Raw genomic sequence first — 18,668 nt, 5'->3', positions numbered from 1 at the left:
TGGTCCGCCCGAACCGCGCGGACCAAACCCGAACCTCAATAAACGATCTCGATCGAACTTCCCGCAAACTCGCCACGCAACGCGGCGAGCAGTTCGTCGGTCGGCTTCACGCGCCAGGCATCGCCCAGACGCATTTCGCCTTGCGCGTTTTCGCTGCGATAAACCACCTGCACAGCCAGGCCGTTCGGAATCTGCACAGCCTGGCGTTGACGGCCACTGTCGTTGCCATAACCGCCGCCGTTGCGCCCGCCGCCATTGCCGCGCGATGATGCCGCCGGCGCGGGAGCCGCCTGCGGCTCGTCCTTGCCGGCGCTATGCGCTTCGAGCACGCGGCGCAACGCCAGCGCATCTGCATTGCCGTTCATCTGCACCTTCACGGCTTCCGCGTAGCGGCAGCGCGCGCGGCCCAGATCCATGACCGTGTCGACGGTAAAGCGGATGCCGCCCGTGAACGCGTCGTTACGCGCCTGGCCTTGCACGACCAGCAGTTCGTCTTCCTTGAACAGTTGCTTGTGCGCTTCGAAGGTCTCGTTGAAGACCGTCACTTCGCACTGGCCGGTGCCGTCGTCGAGCAGCGCGATCAGCATCTTGCCGCGCTGGGTCATCTGTGTGCGCAGCGACGCGATCACGCCCGCGACCAGCTTGTCGCGCCCTTCCTTCAACTCGCCGATCTTCTGGCGCACGAAGCGGCGCACTTCGTCCTTGTAGGCGTCGAACAAATGGCCCGACAGATAAAAGCCGAGCGCGGCCTTCTCTTCCTGCAGCTTCTTCTTTTCCGGCCATTCCGGCTCGTCGACCAGCTCGTGACCTTGCGACGGCGCGTCGCCCATGTCGAACAGACCCGCTTGCAACGCATTGGCACTCGCCTGCTCGGCCGCTTCCATCGCGAGCGAAACGGACGCGATCAGCTGCGCGCGATTCGCATGCAAGGTGTCGAACGCGCCCGCGCGAATCAACGCTTCAATCGTGCGGCGATTGACGATGCGGCGGTCGACGCGGTTGCAGAAATCGAAGATGTCGATGAACGGGCCGTCTTCGCGCGCGCGCAGGATTTCTTCGATCGCGTTCTGGCCGCTGCCCTTGACCGCGCCCAGGCCATAGCGAATCGTTTTCGAGCGCTTGCCGTCGGCTTCGGCGACCGGCTCGAAGCGATACGCGGACAGATTCACGTCCGGCGGCAACACGGCCATCTTGTTCGTCAGACAGTCTTCGAACAGGATCTTGACCTTGTCCGTGTCGTCCATGGCGAGCGACATATTCGCCGCCATGAATTCCGCCGGATGGTGCGCCTTGAGCCACGCGGTGTAGTACGCGAGCAGCGCATACGCGGCCGCGTGCGACTTGTTGAAGCCGTAGCCCGCGAACTTCTCCATCAAGTCGAAGATTTCGTCGGCCTTCTCGGCGGTCAGCCCGTTCTTCGCGGCGCCCTGACGGAACAACTCGCGATGCTCGGCCATCTCCTCGGCCTTCTTCTTACCCATCGCGCGACGCAGCAAGTCGGCGCCGCCCAGCGAGTAGCCGCCGATGATCTGCGCCATCTGCATCACCTGCTCCTGGTAGACCATGATGCCGTAGGTCTCTTTCAGAACAGATTCGACACGCGGGTCCGGATACTCGACCACTTCGCGGCCGTGCTTACGCGCGCAGAAGCTCGGGATCAGGTCCATCGGGCCCGGACGGTACAACGCGACCAGCGCGATGATGTCTTCGAAGCGGTCGGGCTGCGCGTCTTTCAGCATGCCCTGCATGCCGCGGCTTTCCAGCTGGAACACGGCGACCGTATTCGCCTTCTTGAGAACCGAGAACGACGCCGGATCGTCGAGCGGCACCTGGCCGAGCGACCAGTCCTGCTTCGACGGATCGAGGCGGCGGATATAGCGCTCGGCCCAGTCGAGAATCGTCAGCGTGGTCAAGCCCAGAAAGTCGAACTTCACGAGGCCGACGGCTTCGACGTCGTCCTTGTCGTACTGGCTGACGACGCCGCTTTCGTCGCCCTGCGTGTAGAGCGGGCAGAAATCGGTCAGCTTGCCGGGCGCGATCAGCACGCCGCCCGCGTGCATGCCGACGTTACGCGTGAGGCCTTCGACGCGCTGCGCGAGTTCGATCAGCTGATGCACTTCGTCTTCGTTATCGAAGCGCTCCTGCAACAGCGGCTCTTCCTTCATCGCGTCGGCGATCGTGACGTGCTTGCCCGGCTTGAAAGGAATCAGCTTGGCGATGCCGTCGGTGAACATGTAGCCGAGATCGAGCACCCGGCCGATGTCGCGCACCGCCGCTTTCGCGGCCATCGTGCCGAACGTCGCGATCTGCGATACGGCGTCCGCACCGTACTTCTCCTTCACGTACTGGATCACGCGATCGCGGCCGTGCTGGCAGAAGTCGATGTCGAAGTCGGGCATCGACACCCGCTCCGGATTCAGGAAACGCTCGAACAGCAGGTTGTAGCGCAGCGGGTCGAGATCGGTCACGCCGAGCGCGTAGGCGACCAGCGAACCCGCGCCCGAGCCCCGGCCCGGTCCGACCGGCACGCCGTTGTTCTTCGCCCAGTTGATGAAGTCCGCGACGATCAGGAAGTAGCCCGGAAAGCCCATCTTGATGATCGTGCCGCACTCGAATTCGAGGCGCTGGTAGTAGGTTTCGCGCTGCGCGGCGCGCTCGGCTTCGTCCGGGTACAACTGTTCGAGACGCTTTTCGAGGCCCTCTTTCGACAGCAGCACGAGATAGTCGTCGAGCGACATGCCGTCGGGCGTCGGGAACAGCGGCAGCTTCGGCTTGCCGAGTTCGAGCGTGAGATTGCAACGCTTCGCGATCTCGACGGTGTTGGCGAGCGCCGACGGAATGTCCGCGAACAGCGCGGCCATTTCCTCCTGCGTGCGGAAATACTGCTCGGACGTGAAGCGCTTCGGGCGGCGCGGATTCGCGAGAATGTCGCCCTCGGAAATACACACGCGCGCTTCGTGCGCGGTGAAGTCGTCCGGCGTCATGAACTGCATCGGGTGCGTGGCGACCACCGGCAATTTCAGCGATGCCGCGAGCGCGACCGCCTGTTGCACGTATTGCTCGCCGCCCGGCTGGGCGCAACGCTGCAGCTCGATGTAGAAGCCTCCCGGGAACACCTTCGCCCAATGCAGCGCGTTGCGCCTCGCCGCTTCCTCGTTGCCGGCCGCAAGCGCGAGCCCCACGTCGCCCTGCTGCGCGCCCGACAACGCGAGCAGCCCCTCGCCGAGCCCGGATTCGAGCCAGCCGGCTTCGACTTCCGCGCGGCCGCGATGCTGGTTCGTGAGCGATGCCTTGCTGAGCAGTTCGCACAGATTCAGATAGCCGCGCCGGTCCTTGACCAGCAGCAGCAAACGGGAAGGCTTGTCGCGGTCGTCCGGATTGGTGATCCAGACGTCGCAGCCGGCAATGGGTTTGACCCCTTTGCCGCGGGCTTCCTTGTAGAAACGGACGAGGCCGAACGCGTTGCCGAGATCGGTGAGGGCGAGCGCGCCCTGGCCGTCTTTGGCCGCGGCCTTGACGATGTCGTCAAGACGCACGATGCCGTCGGCAATCGAGAATTCGGAGTGAACGCGGAGATGAACGAAGCGGGGATCTGACATGGGCGACATTGTAACTCCACCCTTCCGCCGTGTTCAGCGCAAAACCGCGCGTTAGCCGTCCGGCTTAGGACGCGAACGCGGCAGCGCCACGGCGCGGGCGTTTCGCAACATGGCGCGCGGCTTGAGCGGCAGGCTCGACCGTGCGGCGACCGCAGGAAACCGCACCACCCGGCGCCACAAATTGCCGGACAATTTGAGCTGGCGCAATCGGCTGGCCATTCGGCCGAGTCCGGGGAAACGCCGGGTTGAGGGATAATAGCGCTTTCGCCCTTTTCGACGTGGCCGCGACACCCTGGCTCCGCCCGGCTATCCCGGGCCGCGCGCGGCGGCTCGACGCCCCCGCGCTTCGCCACGCCGGCCACTTCATACCGCTGCTTACCGCTGAACACACATGAGTATCGTCAATCTCGCCGCGTATCATTTCGCGACCATCGAAGACACCGCCGCCTGGCGCCCGCTCGTCACTGAACGCTGCAACGCGCTTGGCCTGCGCGGCACCGTTCTGCTGGCACCGGAAGGCATCAACCTGTTCGTCGCCGGCTCGCGCGAGCACACCGACGCGTTCATCGACTACATCCGTCACGATGCGCTGTTCGAGGGCAAGTTCGCCAACCTGCAATTCAAGGAAAGCCTGTCGGACAAGCAGCCGTTCACGCGCATGCTGGTCAAGCTCAAGCGCGAAATCATCACGATGAAGAAGCCGGCCATCCGTCCGGAACTCAGCCGCGCGCCGTTCGTCGACGCTCCCACGCTGAAGGCCTGGCTGGACCGCGGTCATGATGACGAGGGCCGCCCGGTCGTGATGCTCGACACGCGCAACGCATTCGAAGTGGACGTCGGCACGTTCGACGACGCGCTCGACTACCGCATTACGAAATTCAGCGAGTTTCCCGAGGTGATCGAGAACAATCGCGCCGATCTCGAAGGCAAGACGGTGGTGTCGTTCTGCACCGGTGGGATTCGCTGCGAGAAAGCCGCGATCCACATGAAGGAAGTCGGCATCGAAAACGTGTACCAGCTCGAAGGCGGCATCCTGAAGTACTTCGAGGAAGTGGGCGGCGCGCATTATCACGGCGACTGCTTCGTGTTCGACTACCGCACCGCGCTGAACCCGCAGCTGCAGCCTACCGCGACCGCGCAATGCTTCGGCTGCCGCGCCGTGGTCACGCCCGAAGCGCAGCAATCGCCGCTGTACGTGGCGGGCAAGACCTGCCCGGCGTGTCATCCGGACGGCAAGGCGGCGCGCGCGGCGTGATGGTGGCGGCGCACCACAACGCCACCCGACCATGACCTATCGCGGACGCTTTGCACCGTCGCCTACCGGGCCGCTGCATTTCGGCTCGCTGGTCAGCGCACTGGCAAGCTGGCTCGACGCCCGCGCGCATGAGGGCACCTGGCTCGTGCGGATCGAAGACATCGACCGGCCGCGCACCGTGCCGGGCGCCGCCGACGACATCCTCGCGACCCTCGCGCGCTTCGGCATGCACGCCGATGAAGCACCCCTCTGGCAAAGCCGGCGCGTGGCGCGCTACGAGCAGGCGCTGGCGCAACTGAAGCCGACCGGGCTGATCTATCCGTGCGGCTGCACGCGCAAGGAAATCGCCGACTCGCTGCTGCACGCGCATGCGCGCAACACGACCCTCGCGTACCCCGGCACCTGCCGTCACGGTCTGAACGGCAAACCGGCGCGCGCCTGGCGGCTGCGCGTGCCCGACGGCGCTGCTGCCGTGATCGCGTTCGACGATCGCTGGCAGGGCCGGCAGACGCAAAACCTCGCCACCGAAGTCGGCGACTTCGTTCTGAAGCGTGCGGACGACCAATGGGCGTATCAGTTGGCGGTGGTGGTCGACGATGCGGATGCGGGCATCACGCACATTGTGCGCGGCGTGGATCTGATGGATTCGACTGCGCGGCAGATTTATCTACAACGCTGCCTTGGTGTGCCGACGCCGCGGTATCTGCATGTGCCCGTCGTGACGAACGAACTCGGCGAAAAGCTGAGCAAGCAGAACGGCGCAACCGCGCTCGACAGCGACAGGCCGCTCGAAGCGCTGAGCGCCGCGGCGCGCCATCTGGGACTCGGCGACCTGAATGGCCAGGCTCACACGACGCTGGACGGCTTCTATGCCGCCGCCACGACGGCATGGGCCCGGCGCATGGGCGTCACAAAATAAAAAGCGCTTCGCGGTGGAAACCGCGAAGCGCTTGAGATGCTTGAGACGTTTAAACCACAGAAACGTCTGAAGAACCTTGCAAGGCGTCAAAAGGCACTAAACCTTCCCCGCCAGCATCACGACGACGAAGTCGACTTCCTCGGCATGCCAAACCCGCCCAGCAATGCCGCCAACGGCTGCTTCGAGCCAGACTTCTGCGGCGCGGCCGCTGCGGCCGCTTCTTCGACCTTACGCATCGAAGATGCCGACGGCTCATACGGCTTCAGGAAAAAGTCATCCACTGGTTGCGCGCGATGGTGATGCGGCCGGTCGAACGAGCCCGACGACGGCGCGCCCGTACGACGGCGGCTGCCGCGCTCGTCGCGACCCTCACGGCCATCGCCGCTGCGCTCGCGGCGCGGCGCGCGCTCTTCATGGTGATGACGCACCGGCGCTGCAACGGTCAGGCGTTGCACATCCAGAGGCCGCTTGATCAGCTTCTCGATATCGGCAAGCTGCTTGCGCTCGTTCGGGCTGCACAGCGACAGCGCGTCGCCCGACGCCCCAGCACGCCCGGTACGGCCGATCCGGTGTACGTAATCTTCCGCGTTGAACGGCAGGTCGAAGTTGATCACCGCCGGCAGTTCGGCGATGTCCAGACCGCGCGCGGCGACGTCGGTCGCCACCAGCGCTTCGATCTCGCCGCGCTTGAACGCGTCGAGCGCCTGCATACGCTCGTTCTGCGAGCGGTCGCCGTGAATCGCGGTCGCCACCACGCCGTCGCGTTCGAGGCTGCGCGCAAGCCGGCTCGCGCCGATTTTGCTGTTGCAGAACACGATCACCTGCTTGAGGCTGCGCTCGCGGATCAGTTGCACGACCGCGCCGGTCTTGTCGCCCTCGGCGACTTCGTAGACGATCTGGGTAACGTTGGTCGCGGTCGAGTTGCTGCGCGCGACTTCGATGGTCTGCGGGTTGCGCAGATACGTGGCCGCGAGCTTCTTGATTTCGCCCGAGAAGGTGGCCGAGAACAGCAGCGTCTGACGTTCCTTCGGCAGCAGGTTCAGGATGCGCTGCAGGTCCGGCAGGAAGCCCATGTCGAGCATTCGGTCGGCTTCGTCGAGCACGAGGATCTGCACCTGGCCCAGGTTGGCGGTTTTCTGTTGCACGTGATCGAGCAGACGGCCCGGCGTGGCGATCAGGATTTCGACGCCGCGGCGCAGTTGCTCGGACTGCGGATTCATGTCCACGCCGCCGAACACCACGGCGCTGCGCAGCGCCGTGTGCTTCGCATACGACTGCACGTTCGCGGCGACCTGGTCGGCGAGTTCGCGGGTCGGCGTGAGGATCAGCGCGCGCACCGGATGGCGTGCGGGCGATGCGCTCGTGCTGGCCTGCGGCAGCAGCCGCTGGATGATCGGCAGCGAGAAACTCGCGGTCTTGCCGGTGCCGGTCTGCGCGGCGCCCATCACGTCACGGCCGGCCAGCACGACGGGAATCGCCTCCGCCTGGATAGGCGTTGGCGTGGTGTAGCCCGATTCTTTGACGGCTTTCAGGATGTCGGGCGCGAGACCGAATTGATCAAAAGTCGCAGTGCTGGGCGTGACGGCTGTGTCGGACATGGTGGCTTTCGCTAAAAATGCGCTTGGCGCGGGTGCGCGCGGCAGCGGTCGAAACCGCAGAGGGCATCAGGATGAAGGCGGAGCCACGGCGTTCCGCACGGGACCCGTCAGTGCTTCGGGAAAACTGCGGCCGGCTCCGGCCGGCGGAAACACCCGCCGGAAAGGCCGGTATTGTAGCACTTCAGCAAAAACACTCATGGCGCACGTGACGGCTTTCTGCTTACGTCGGCGAAAGCTCGTCGCGGGAGCGCGTCGCGCGAACGCCGGCGGATCGCCGCCGGGCGGCGGCCCGCCTCGCTCGCGAGCGTAGTGCGCGCAGGCGACAATTGCGTGACAGGAGGGGCTCGCGTAGCCGGCGCCTGCCCTACCCCGCTCGCTTCCCAACCGCCACGCCCCCTCACCACGTCTCGCGCATCACCATCAAACGCATCTCAGTCATATCTTCGATCGCGTAGCGCACACCTTCGCGCCCCAGCCCCGAATCCTTCACGCCGCCATACGGCATATTGTCGACCCGGAACGACGGCACGTCGTTGATCACCACACCGCCCACTTCGAGCGCGTCCCACGCGCGATGCGCATGCGCGAGCGAATCAGTGAACACGCCCGCTTGCAGACCGAAGTCGCTGTCGTTGACCGTCGCGAGCGCGGCCTCGAAATCGTCGAAGCGCTCCAGGATCGCGACCGGCCCGAAAGCTTCCTTCCGATACAGATCGGTGTCGCGCTTCACGCCTTCGAGCAGCGTGGCCTCGAACATCGCGCCGTCGACCTTGCCGCCCGCGACGATTGTCGCGCCCGCCTGCACCGCGCCGTCCATCCAGCCGGCGAGGCGTTTGGACTCCGATTCGGAGATCATCGGCCCGACGAAGGTCTTTTCGTCTTTCGGATCGCCCATCACCAGCGACTGCGTTTTCGCAATCAGCTTCTCGCGCAGCGCGTCGTACACCTTCGCGTGCACCAGAATCCGCTGCACGCCGATGCAGCTCTGCCCCGACTGATAGAACGCGCCGAACGCGAGCCGCTCGACCACGTAGTCGAGCTTGCCGCCCTGATCGCCGTCGACGATCGCGGCCGCGTTGCCACCCAGCTCCAGAATCACTTTCTTCTTGCCGGCCTTCGCCTTCAGATCCCACCCGACCGCCGGCGAACCGGTGAACGACAGCAGCTTGAAACGTTCGTCGGTAGTAAACAGATCGGCGCCGTCGCGATGCGCGGGAAGGATCGAGAACGCGCCTTTCGGCAGATCGGTTTCCGCAAGGATCTCGCCCATGATCAGCGCGCCGACCGGTGTGCGGCTCGCCGGCTTCAGCACGAACGGCACGCCCGCGGCAATCGCCGGCGCGACCTTGTGCGCGGTCAGATTCAACGGAAAATTGAACGGCGAGATGAACGAGCACGGCCCGATCGGCACGCGCTTCACGTAGCCGTGATAGCCCTTCGCGCGCGGTGAAATCTCCAGATTGACGATCTCGCCGTCGATCCTCACGCTCTCCTCGGCGGCCACCTTGAACGTGTCGATCAGGCGCGTGACCTCGCCTTTCGAATCGTTGATCGGCTTGCCCGCCTCGATGCACAGCGCGAGCGCCAGTTCGTCATAACGCTCGCGAAAGCGCTTCACACAGTGTTCGAGCACCGCCTGGCGCTTGAACGGCGGGAACGCGCGCATGGCGGGCATCGCGTCGACGGCGTGGCCGATCGCCTTGTCGATCGCTGCCGCGTCGGCCATCGCGACGCGGGTCGCCACTTCGCCGCTGAATTTATCGGTGACTTCGAGATCGGTGTTGGCGGCCACCGCCTCGTTGGCGAGGTAGTACGGGTAAGTCTTCTTCAACATGATGCGTTCTCCTTGATCCGATACCTGACAGCAGCAAGAAGCAGCAAAAGCGGTACCAGCAGTCGCGGCGGCACGGCGCGCAAGCGCCATGCCGCCCGCTTCCGGGTCAGACGAAACTCACAGTTGCGCGGACAGCCGCTTGATCTCGCGGTTGAGCACGCGCTCGTTGTCCGAGTAGTCGATCGGCACATCGATCACGTGCACACCGGGCGTCACGAAGCATTCGCGCAGCAAAGGCGCGAACTCCGCGGCCGATTCGATCCGATGCCCCTTCGCGCCATAGCTCTGCGCGTACGCGACGAAATCCGGATTGGCGAGCGTCATGCCGTAGTCGGGGAAGTTCATGTTCTCCTGCTTCCAGCGGATCATGCCGAACGCGTCGTCGCGCAGGATCAGGATCACCAGATCGAGCTTCAGACGCACCGCCGTTTCCAGTTCCTGCGAATTCATCAGGAAGCCGCCGTCACCGCATACGGCCATCACCTTGCGATCCGGGTGCACGATCTTGGTGGCGATCGCCGAGGGCAAGCCCGCGCCCATCGACGCGAGCGCGTTGTCGAGCAGCAGCGAATTCGGTTCATGCGCGCGGTAGTAGCGGGCGAACCAGATCTTGTACATGCCGTTGTCCAGACACACGATGCCGTCCACCGGCGTGGTCTCGTACACATCGTTGACGATCCGCACCGGATACATCGGGAAGCGGTCGTCGTGCTGGCCTTTGACCAGATGCGCCTCGAAGTGCTGCTTGATCTCCTTGAAGCGCGTGAAGTCCCAATGCTCCTGACGCTCCTTGAGGCTTTCCTTCAACTGCCATACCGCGTTGGCGATGTCGCCGACCACTTCGATCTGCGGGAAATACACCGTGTCGACTTCCGCGCCGAGAAAGTTGACGTGAATCACTGTCTTCTCGCCCGCTTCGCCGCTGCGCATGAAGAACGGCGGCTTCTCGATCACGTCGTGACCCACGTTGATGATGCAGTCCGCGTGCTCAATCGCGCGGTGCACGAAGTCGCCGTCGGACAGGGTCGCGTTGCCGAGCCACATCGGATGCGATTCGTCGATCACGCCCTTGCCCATCTGCGTGGTGAAGAACGGTATGCCGATCTGATCGACGAACTCGCGCAGCATCTTGGTGGTGGTCTTGCGGTTGCCGCCCGCGCCGATCATCAGCAACGGATGCTTCGCGCCGATGATCGCCTCGACCGCGCGCGCGACCGCTTTTTCCTCGGCGACGGGGCGGCGGCTATAGCTCTTCGGGATCGGCTTGCCGTCGCCCTCTTCGTGCGCGACGTCTTCGGGCAATTCGAGGTGGGTGGCGCCGGGCCGCTCTTCCTCGGCCTGCCGGACCGCCTCGCGCACCGCCGCCGGAATGTTGCTGATCGACACGATCTGCCGCGTGTACTTGGTGAGCGGCTCCATCATCCGCACCACGTCGACGATCTGAAAATGGCCCTGCTTGCTCGACTTGATCGGCTTTTGCCCGGTGACCATCAGCATTGGCATGCCGCCTAGCTGCGCATACGCGGCGGCGGTCACGAAGTTGGTCGCGCCGGGGCCGAGCGTGGCCAGACATACACCGGTGCGGCCGGTGAGGCGCCCATAAGTGGCGGCCATGAAACCGGCCGCCTGTTCGTGGCGCGTGAGAATCAGACGGATTTTCGAGCGGCGCAGCGATTCGAGCAGATCGAGATTTTCTTCACCGGGGATGCCGAACACATACTCGACACCTTCGGCTTCCAGCGATTTGACGAACAGGTCCGATGCTTTCATTGAGGTCTCGCTTGATGATACGGACGCGGGCCGTGAGCCCAACCCTCAGGCTCCGGAAACGGACGATCGAAGACGACGACGGCCGCGCGCACAGCGCGCGGCATGGCACGACGGCACGGCAAATGCCATGCCGGACAGCTTACTACTCGAACGGAAATGATGCGCGCAGGCGGGACATGCGGTGCGGCGGGGGTGGCGGGGGTGGCGTGAAGCAGGCAAAGGCGAAGCGGCGGCACGCACAAGGAGAGCCGCCGCATCACGCCTAGCGGACGATGGTGACGCAGTCGGAGAGAACCGGCGGCGCATTCTCACCGTTCATCGCGTCATAGAGATCGGCGCGCGGGCCCTTGGTCCACCACGTGTAGCTGCCGGCCTGGTATTTCGCACCGGACGCCGACATCGTGTTGACGAACAGCAGCGGTTTGCCATTCACCGGCACGAGCGCGAAGCTCTGGCCGTTCGCGGTGTTCCAGTAAGTGACCTGCAGAATCTTGCCGGTCGCGCAGGTGTATTTGTGCGTCTGGCGATTTTTGCTCTGAATCTGCGTGACCTGAAATGGCGCGGCCCATGCGTTGCCGTCGAGCGCGGCGAGGCCCGCCGCTGTGATTGCTGCAACCAGCCATGTCTTCATCGGATGCCTCGCTGGTTGCTGTTTTGCTATGGCGTTTGATGCGGCGTTTGTGGCGGCGTTTGTGGCGGCATACCCAACCGGACGGAACGCGAATGACGCGACGACCGGCCGCTCAAGGATCGATTACCGCCGCGCACGCATCGGTCGGCGCGGCGGCGACGTGTCCGACCAGCGGCACGATCTTCAGCCCGGCCGATGCGACCCGGCACGGCGCGGCCGCGAGACCGCAGCCCGTGAGCCCGGCACACAGCGCGAGCGCCACGCCGAGTGCGCCGAGTCGGCCGGTCATGCCGCACTGCGTGGTCTTGCGCGAGTCAGGCGCCATAAATACCTCGATCCCGATGAGCTCGACGAGCTTCCATCATTCTGTTTGGAGCGCCCGGCAAGCGTGGCCGGCGCGTAAATGGGTGTCGCGCGTGGTGCCGCGCGGTGTCGTGCGTCGCGTTGCACACCTCGACACGCGTGAGCGCATCTTCGCGCACGGCACCCGGGCTTATTTCGCCGACACCGGCCGCACCGCCGCCGCGGCCTGCTTCGCGCGCGAGCGTGCTTCGTCGAGGTTCTCGCCGGTGGCGAGCGCCACGCCCATGCGACGCTTGACGAAACTCTCCGGCTTGCCGAACAGGCGCAGGTCCGCATTGGGCACCGCCAACGCTGCCGCGACGCCTTCGAAAGCAATTCCGGCTTCGTCCAGCCCGCCATAAATTACCGCCGACGCCCCCGGCGCCCGCAGCGACGTATCCACCGGCAAGCCGAGGATCGCGCGCGCATGCAGTTCGAACTCCGAGAAGCGTTGCGAGCACAGCGTGACGAGCCCCGTGTCGTGCGGACGCGGACTCACTTCCGAGAACCATACGTCATCGCCGCGCACGAAAAGTTCCACGCCGAAGAGACCCCGGCCGCCGAGCGCGGCCGTCACCTTATGCGCCACTTCGCGCGAGCGTTCAAGCGCGAGCGGGCTCATCGGCTGCGGCTGCCACGATTCGACGTAGTCGCCCGCCACCTGCACGTGGCCGATCGGATCGCAGAAATACGTGCTGACTTCGCCGCTCGCCGGGTCGATCGCGCGCACCGTCAACTGCGTGATCTCGTATTCAAAGTCGATAAAGCCTTCGACGATCACGCGGCCGTGATTCACGCGGCCGCCCGCCATCGCGTATTGCCAGGCGGCTTCGACGTCGGCCTCGCTCCTGAGCACCGACTGCCCCTTGCCCGACGACGACATGACGGGTTTCACGACGCACGGATAGCCGACCTTGGCGATCCCGGCGCGCAGTTCGTCGAGCGAATCGGCGAACGCGTATGGCGAGGTCGGCAAGCCGAGCTCTTCCGCGGCGAGACGGCGAATGCCTTCGCGGTTCATGGTGAGTTGCGTGGCGCGCGCGGTCGGGATGACTTCGGCGAGACCGTCGGTTTCGATCGCGGCGAGCGCGTCTGTGGCGATCGCCTCGATCTCGGGGACGATCAGATGTGGACGCTCCTGCTCGACCAGCGCGCGCAGCGCGGCGCGGTCGGTCATGTCGATCACGTGCGAGCGATGCGCGACCTGATGGCCCGGCGCATTCGGGTAACGGTCGACGGCGATCACTTCGACACCCAGCCGTTGCAGCGCGATGATCACCTCCTTGCCGAGTTCGCCGGCGCCGAGCAGCATGACGCGCGAGGCGGATTCAGAAAGGGGCGTGCCGATCCGTTGGCCGATCTGCATGGGGTCTCCAGAAAAAGTCAGGATGAGGGTGGGATTGATCAGAACACGATGTTAACATGCGGGCCCCTCGCCGCGGCTTGCTCGCGGCGCCCGCTTTGTCCTGTCATTGTTCGTGCGCGAAAGGTGCATCAGGGGTGCACGCAGCGCGCGCGAAGGACGCGGCAATGGCGCGCCCGCGCGCCGCTGCTATCTCACTAAAATTTTCGCACGCCGTTGCGCTCGCGTGCGGCCAGCTTAGTGCGTTACCCTTACGCCTTCGCCAGTTTGAAGAGGAACGACGCCATGCTCCAAAGCTCCTCCGCGCGACGTGTTGCGCGCTTCACCCCGCCCGTGCGCGCGGCTCTTGCCGCGCTGAGCGTCGCCGCGCTGCTGGGCGCCTGCGCGATCCCGAAACATCCCGACTCGGCCGCCGCGGCGCCAGATCCATTCAATCCCGCCGCCGTGCAACTGCTCGACGACACGAGCTGGGTGCTGAGCGCCTGGAAGCAGGCCGACGGCACGGCGCGCGCGATTCCGTCCACTGATCAGGGCGGACCGATCACGCTGATGCTCTCCACTTCGAAGGGCCAGCGTCACGCGAGCGGCTTTTCCGGCTGCAATCGCTTCATGGGCACATACGCGCTGAAGGACGGCAAGCTCAGCTTCGGTCCGCTGGCCGGCACGCGCATGGCGTGCACGTCGCCGGGCGGCAATATCGAAGGTGCGTTTCTCGACGCGCTGACGCGCATCGAGCGCACCGGGGTGCAGATGCGCGAGCCGCAGCAGATGCAGTTGACGCTCGATAACGGCGACACGCTGACCTTCGATCGCAGCACCAAATGAAAGGTGCGCCAGAGGGTGCCCGAGCGGGCAACCGGCTCGCCCGCCCGCGACGTGAAGTGGTGGTACGCGCCCGGGCAACTCGACGCACCGTCGAACACTTGCACCCGCGTTCGGGCCGCCTCGCGCGAGGTGCGCCCGGTGTTCCGTCAGCCGTTGTTTTTCGCCGATGGCAGGCCGCGCACCGGTCTGCTCTCCCTTGGGACGCAAGCATCCTTGCGTCGGCCTTCGAAGCCTCGAGCTTCGCCGGTTTAAACTCGACGGATTGCGTTTTCGCGCGTCCGTCATTCGTTGATGTCTAGTATGCACACGGTAGTTTTCGGCTGGTTCGGCGGGTCGGCCGTCTGGTTCATTCCTCTTTTGTGGCGCCTCGTGAAGTCGGTGCTGCCGGGCGGCGCAGGCTTGCGCGGCCCCGGCACGATCCGCCTTTGGCTCGGCTTCGTCTGCGTGATGGTGGCGAGTTGCACGCTCGAGGCGTCGCTGCTCGACGTGGCAGGCCTCAATGGCCTGGGCCATGCGCTCGCTGCGGGCTTCGGTCATCTGCTCGGGCATATCGGCACGCCGCTAGCGGCGCTCGCCCTGCTTCTCATCAGCCTGCCCTGGCTGATCGACTTCCGCTGGCGTGATTTCGCCACGTGGGCGGACGGCGCGTTCGGTCTCGGCCTGTCGCCCGGACTGGCCAGGCGCGACGAGGAAGCGCGCCGTCATCGCAGCGTCGATGACGGTTTGTCTTCGCACGTTTCGCCGGCCACGAATACGATGGCGCCGAAAAGCAATGGACGCTACACGCGTCCGACCGTGTGGCGGCCGCCGGCGCGCGGGCGTGGCGCGGCGGCGGGCGGCGCGGCGGCCGGCAAGGATGCGGCGGCGCGCGGTGCCGGGTCGAGCTGGCGCGCGGGTAACGTGACGCCGCGCAGCCAGGCGACGCAAATCGAGCCAGTGCTGCGCACGGGCGCGGCGATTGCGCCGCGGCAGGCGTCGATGCAGAAGTCGGCGCCGAATGCCGATAAGGCGGCGTTCATGCCGGCTGAGCCGGTCGCGCCTGCCGGGTGGTTGCGGGAGACTGCGTCGCCGCGTGCGGGAGTGTCGGTGGGAGCTGGGGCGGCTGGCATTTCAGGCGCCTCTGCCGCGGTGCCTCGCGATGGCGCGTTGCAGGTCGGCCGGCGCTCGGCTGGCGAACAGCGGTCGGGGGCGTCGGTTGATTCGGGCGCGGGTTCGGCGATGGCGGCGGGTGTGCCCGGTGCTGCCGCGTCGAGCGCGGCAGGCGCGTCGGCGAGAGCTGCGCACGGCATAGCGGCAGGTACGGCCGCAAGCACTGCGGCCGGTTCGATGATGAATACCGCAACCGGTGCGGGCCGTTCGGCGGCGATGCAGCGTGCAGCGGCTCCGCTCGACAGCACTGTCGCGACCCGTCAACCGTTCCCGGCCGCCCCGCTGGCGAACGCGGTCACGCCGACGTCGGCCACGTCTCGGACGGCACCAAGTTACACGCGGCCCATGGCGGCGGCGCAGACAGTTTCGCCGCCCGCCAGCGTCCAGGAAACGCTGCGCAGCATCGCGGAAAACGCCGCGCGCTGGACCGATCTGGCCGGCGTCAGCCTCGCGCGCAGCAGCGGCGCGGAAGGCGTGAAGATGACGCCGGCGGCGCACGCCGGGCCGTCGGTCGAGGTTGACTGGCCTGGTGAGGATGCACGCCATGCCAGCGCGGTTGGGACGGCTTGGCCGGCGCGTGCGGATGAGCCTTTGCCGGAGCTTGCGGTCGAGCCGCCTGTTGCGCCGTCATTTGAGCAAACGCCAATTGAAGCGGCGCCCGTCGAGTCACCGTGGATGGAAGCCGCAGTCGATGCGCCAGTCGAGACGAATGCAGAGCCCATCGTGCATTGGCCAATCGAGCCGCCGATCATTCACGCGCCGCTGACGGCGGCGCCTGGATTTGTCGCGCAAGTGGACAAGCCTGCGGAAGTGGATGCGGCGTTTGTGCCTGTTGCGTCTATCCCCGCTGCATCTGCGCATGCTGTCTCTGCGCCCACGCCGCCCTCCGCTGCGTTCACATCTGCGACACCCGCACCGCCTACGCATGCATCCGTCACAGTTGCCCCGCAAGGCATGACGCCGGCAGTGACGCCCACGCCATTCCAGATCTTCGCGGCCCAGTTGGAAGCGAGCGAAGAACAGCCAGCACCGGACGCATCGCCCATCGAAGACGACCCGGCGCAATCGACCGTTCACATCGACAGCCACACGCACCCGATTGCCGAGCTCACGCAACCAGTCAGCGAAACAGTAGCGTCGACGCACACCATCGCGCCGAGCGTCGCAGCGCCCACGAATGAAAGTGTCGCGGCGCGCGTGGAAGAACCCGCTCCGGTCGTCGAATCGCCCGCCGTTCCTGCAACGACGATGCAACCGCCCGTACCGGCCGCAGAAGTCTTTGCCGATAACTTTGCCGATAAGACGCTTGCGCCTTGGGAAACCAAGGCCGACGTCATCGCGACCCAGCGCGACACGACGGTATCGATCGCGCCGCCGGTCAGCCGCAGCAGCGTTCCAGCAGAAAACGCATCGACATCTCACGAGACCCCGTCGACGCACGTCGCAAGCGCGAATGCAAACGAAGCAGCAACACTGAGCCACCCAGAAACGGCACACCTCCCTGCCCTGCGAAACGTAGCGGAAGCGGGGAGCACTTTCGCACCGGCAACAGCGGCAAGCACCGCAGCGAACGTCACAGCGAACACCCCCTCTTCAGCCGCGTCGCCAAGCCTCGAGCCGCAAGCGTCGAACGTGGTTCGCTTCCCGGGTTTCGCGGCTCAGGCCGCATCGTCGGCACCTGCCATCGGTATTGAAGAAGCGGACGGCACCGAAGAGTCCGCTATCGCCGCCCGCACGACCGAACCGCCCGTCGCGTCAGTGACGTTCGCACCATCGGCATCTCCGTCCCCGGAGCCCGCCGTCCAGCGCCCCCCGCTGCGCGGCCACGCCCCGGCCAACGGCTTCGAATTCCACGCGCCCGCTGCATCGATGGTCGAGCTGCCCACGCTCGATCTGCTGGAGCGCGCCGACACCGACGTCGAACCGGTTTCCGAGGAAAAGCTCATCGAAACCGGCCTGCTGATCGAGCAGCGTCTGCAGGAATTCAAAGTGCCGGTCACCGTGGTCGGCGCGTCGGCGGGTCCGGTCATCACCCGCTTCGAAGTCGAGCCCGCGCTCGGCGTGCGCGGCAGTCAGATCGTCGGCCTGATGAAAGACCTGTCGCGCGGTCTCGGCCTCACCTCCATCCGCGTGGTCGAAACGATTCCCGGCAAGACCTGCATGGGCCTCGAATTGCCAAACGCGAAGCGCCAGACGATCCGCCTGTCCGAAATCCTCGAGGCAAGCGTCTACCAGAACTCGCACTCGCAACTCACGCTCGCGATGGGCAAGGACATCACCGGTCACCCGGTCGTCGCCGATCTGGCGAAGGCGCCGCACATGCTGGTCGCGGGCACGACCGGTTCGGGCAAGTCAGTCGCGATCAACGCGATGATCTGCTCGCTGCTCTACAAGGCGACGCCCGAGGAAGTGCGCCTCATCATGATCGATCCGAAGATGCTGGAGCTGTCGGTGTACGAAGGCATCCCGCACCTGCTCGCGCCGGTCGTCACCGACATGAAGCTCGCGGCCAATGCGCTGAACTGGTGCGTCGGCGAAATGGAGAAGCGCTACCGGCTGATGTCCGCGGTCGGCGTGCGCAATCTCGCGGGCTTCAACCAGAAGATCCGTGACACCGAGGTGAAGGGCAAGAAGCTCGGCAACCCGTTCTCGCTGACGCCCGAAGCGCCCGAGCCGCTTGCGCCGCTGCCGCTGATCGTGGTGGTGATCGACGAGTTGGCCGACCTGATGATGGTCGCGGGCAAGAAGATCGAAGAGCTGATCGCGCGGCTCGCGCAGAAGGCGCGCGCCGCCGGCATCCACCTGATTCTGGCGACTCAGCGGCCCTCGGTCGACGTGATCACCGGGCTCATCAAGGCGAACATTCCGACGCGCGTCGCGTTCCAGGTGTCGTCGAAGATCGACTCGCGCACGATTCTCGATCAGATGGGCGCGGAGTCGCTGCTCGGCCAGGGCGACATGCTGTTCCTGCCGCCGGGTACGGGCTATCCGCAACGCGTGCACGGCGCTTTCGTCGCCGACGAGGAAGTGCATCGGATCGTCGAGTATCTGAAGCAGTTCGGCGAGCCGCAATACGAGGAAGGCATTCTCGATGGCCCGGCTACCGATGGCGGCGCGGCGCAGGACCTGTTCGGCGAATCGCCGGATGCGGAAGCCGATCCGCTCTATGACGAAGCCGTAGCGTTCGTGGTGCGCACGCGGCGCGCGTCGATTTCGTCGGTGCAGCGGCAGTTGCGCATCGGCTATAACCGCGCGGCACGCCTCGTCGAGCAGATGGAGACGGCGGGACTCGTGTCGGCGATGAGCATCAACGGCAGCCGCGAAGTGCTCGCGCCGGGGCCGGCGGAATAGCGGCCCGGTGGGTTGTCGCTCGGCGGCTTGCA

The 18,668-nt window shown here is 65.6% G+C and carries 11 protein-coding genes; 4 read left to right on the top strand and 7 right to left on the bottom strand.

Annotated elements, in window-relative coordinates:
- Positions 1–35: 35 nt before the first annotated feature.
- Positions 36–3,608: a DNA polymerase III subunit alpha gene (dnaE, locus tag ACZ9H4_RS07095; protein ID WP_408141701.1), complete on the bottom strand. Its 3,573-nt coding sequence runs from the start codon at positions 3,606–3,608 to the stop codon at positions 36–38.
- A 382-nt stretch (positions 3,609–3,990) separates the two neighbouring features.
- Between dnaE and ACZ9H4_RS07090 the strand changes: the two genes are divergently transcribed.
- Both ACZ9H4_RS07090 and gluQRS read left to right on the top strand, forming a co-directional pair.
- Positions 3,991–4,854, top strand: a complete 864-nt coding sequence (locus tag ACZ9H4_RS07090; RefSeq protein WP_476118574.1) for a sulfurtransferase — start codon at positions 3,991–3,993, stop codon at positions 4,852–4,854.
- Positions 4,855–4,885: 31 nt separating this feature from the next.
- Entirely contained in the window at positions 4,886–5,773 is an 888-nt protein-coding gene (gene gluQRS / locus ACZ9H4_RS07085; RefSeq protein ID WP_408141699.1) for a tRNA glutamyl-Q(34) synthetase GluQRS, read from the top strand.
- A 116-nt stretch (positions 5,774–5,889) separates the two neighbouring features.
- Here the strand turns inward: gluQRS and ACZ9H4_RS07080 are convergent, their stop codons facing one another.
- From ACZ9H4_RS07080 to purT, 6 genes are all read right to left on the bottom strand, one after another.
- Positions 5,890–7,371: a DEAD/DEAH box helicase gene (locus tag ACZ9H4_RS07080; RefSeq protein WP_408141697.1), complete on the bottom strand. Its 1,482-nt coding sequence runs from the start codon at positions 7,369–7,371 to the stop codon at positions 5,890–5,892.
- Positions 7,372–7,768: 397 nt separating this feature from the next.
- On the bottom strand, positions 7,769–9,205 hold the full coding sequence (locus ACZ9H4_RS07075; RefSeq protein WP_408153898.1) for an aldehyde dehydrogenase family protein: 1,437 nt from the start codon (positions 9,203–9,205) through the stop codon (positions 7,769–7,771).
- Positions 9,206–9,322: 117 nt separating this feature from the next.
- Positions 9,323–10,975 carry an acetolactate synthase large subunit gene (locus tag ACZ9H4_RS07070; RefSeq protein ID WP_408141695.1) on the bottom strand — a complete coding sequence of 551 codons (1,653 nt, stop codon included), beginning with the start codon at positions 10,973–10,975 and terminating at the stop codon, positions 9,323–9,325.
- A 262-nt stretch (positions 10,976–11,237) separates the two neighbouring features.
- Positions 11,238–11,606, bottom strand: a complete 369-nt coding sequence (locus tag ACZ9H4_RS07065) for an MliC family protein (protein WP_408141694.1) — start codon at positions 11,604–11,606, stop codon at positions 11,238–11,240.
- A gap of 112 nt (positions 11,607–11,718) precedes the next feature.
- On the bottom strand, positions 11,719–11,931 hold the full coding sequence (locus ACZ9H4_RS07060; RefSeq protein WP_408141693.1) for a DUF6726 family protein: 213 nt from the start codon (positions 11,929–11,931) through the stop codon (positions 11,719–11,721).
- Between the two features lie 168 nt (positions 11,932–12,099).
- Positions 12,100–13,314, bottom strand: coding sequence for a formate-dependent phosphoribosylglycinamide formyltransferase (gene purT / locus ACZ9H4_RS07055; protein ID WP_476118573.1), 1,215 nt, complete (start codon positions 13,312–13,314; stop codon positions 12,100–12,102).
- A 282-nt stretch (positions 13,315–13,596) separates the two neighbouring features.
- Between purT and ACZ9H4_RS07050 the strand changes: the two genes are divergently transcribed.
- On the top strand, positions 13,597–14,136 hold the full coding sequence (locus ACZ9H4_RS07050) for an META domain-containing protein (RefSeq protein WP_476118572.1): 540 nt from the start codon (positions 13,597–13,599) through the stop codon (positions 14,134–14,136).
- Positions 14,137–14,436: 300 nt separating this feature from the next.
- Entirely contained in the window at positions 14,437–18,636 is a 4,200-nt protein-coding gene (locus tag ACZ9H4_RS07045) for an FtsK/SpoIIIE family DNA translocase (RefSeq protein WP_476118571.1), read from the top strand.
- Positions 18,637–18,668 lie beyond the last annotated feature (32 nt).

It is taken from the genome of Paraburkholderia sp. TE9906, from assembly GCF_056279605.1.
Note: the sequence above shows the minus strand (reverse complement) of the source record. Positions and strands in the feature narration are given on the sequence as shown.

Bases quoted from the DNA above. Each gene is read 5' to 3' on its own strand.
- ACZ9H4_RS07050 (WP_476118572.1), top strand. From the start codon at position 13,597: ATGCTCCAAAGCTCCTCCGCGCGACGTGTTGCGCGCTTCACCCCGCCC.
- ACZ9H4_RS07065 (WP_408141694.1), bottom strand. From the start codon at position 11,606: ATGAAGACATGGCTGGTTGCAGCAATCACAGCGGCGGGCCTCGCCGCG.
- ACZ9H4_RS07060 (WP_408141693.1), bottom strand. From the start codon at position 11,931: ATGGCGCCTGACTCGCGCAAGACCACGCAGTGCGGCATGACCGGCCGA.
- ACZ9H4_RS07075 (WP_408153898.1), bottom strand. From the start codon at position 9,205: ATGTTGAAGAAGACTTACCCGTACTACCTCGCCAACGAGGCGGTGGCC.
- gluQRS (WP_408141699.1), top strand. From the start codon at position 4,886: ATGACCTATCGCGGACGCTTTGCACCGTCGCCTACCGGGCCGCTGCAT.
- ACZ9H4_RS07090 (WP_476118574.1), top strand. From the start codon at position 3,991: ATGAGTATCGTCAATCTCGCCGCGTATCATTTCGCGACCATCGAAGAC.
- ACZ9H4_RS07070 (WP_408141695.1), bottom strand. From the start codon at position 10,975: ATGAAAGCATCGGACCTGTTCGTCAAATCGCTGGAAGCCGAAGGTGTC.
- ACZ9H4_RS07045 (WP_476118571.1), top strand. From the start codon at position 14,437: ATGCACACGGTAGTTTTCGGCTGGTTCGGCGGGTCGGCCGTCTGGTTC.
- ACZ9H4_RS07080 (WP_408141697.1), bottom strand. From the start codon at position 7,371: ATGTCCGACACAGCCGTCACGCCCAGCACTGCGACTTTTGATCAATTC.
- dnaE (WP_408141701.1), bottom strand. From the start codon at position 3,608: ATGTCGCCCATGTCAGATCCCCGCTTCGTTCATCTCCGCGTTCACTCC.
- purT (WP_476118573.1), bottom strand. From the start codon at position 13,314: ATGCAGATCGGCCAACGGATCGGCACGCCCCTTTCTGAATCCGCCTCG.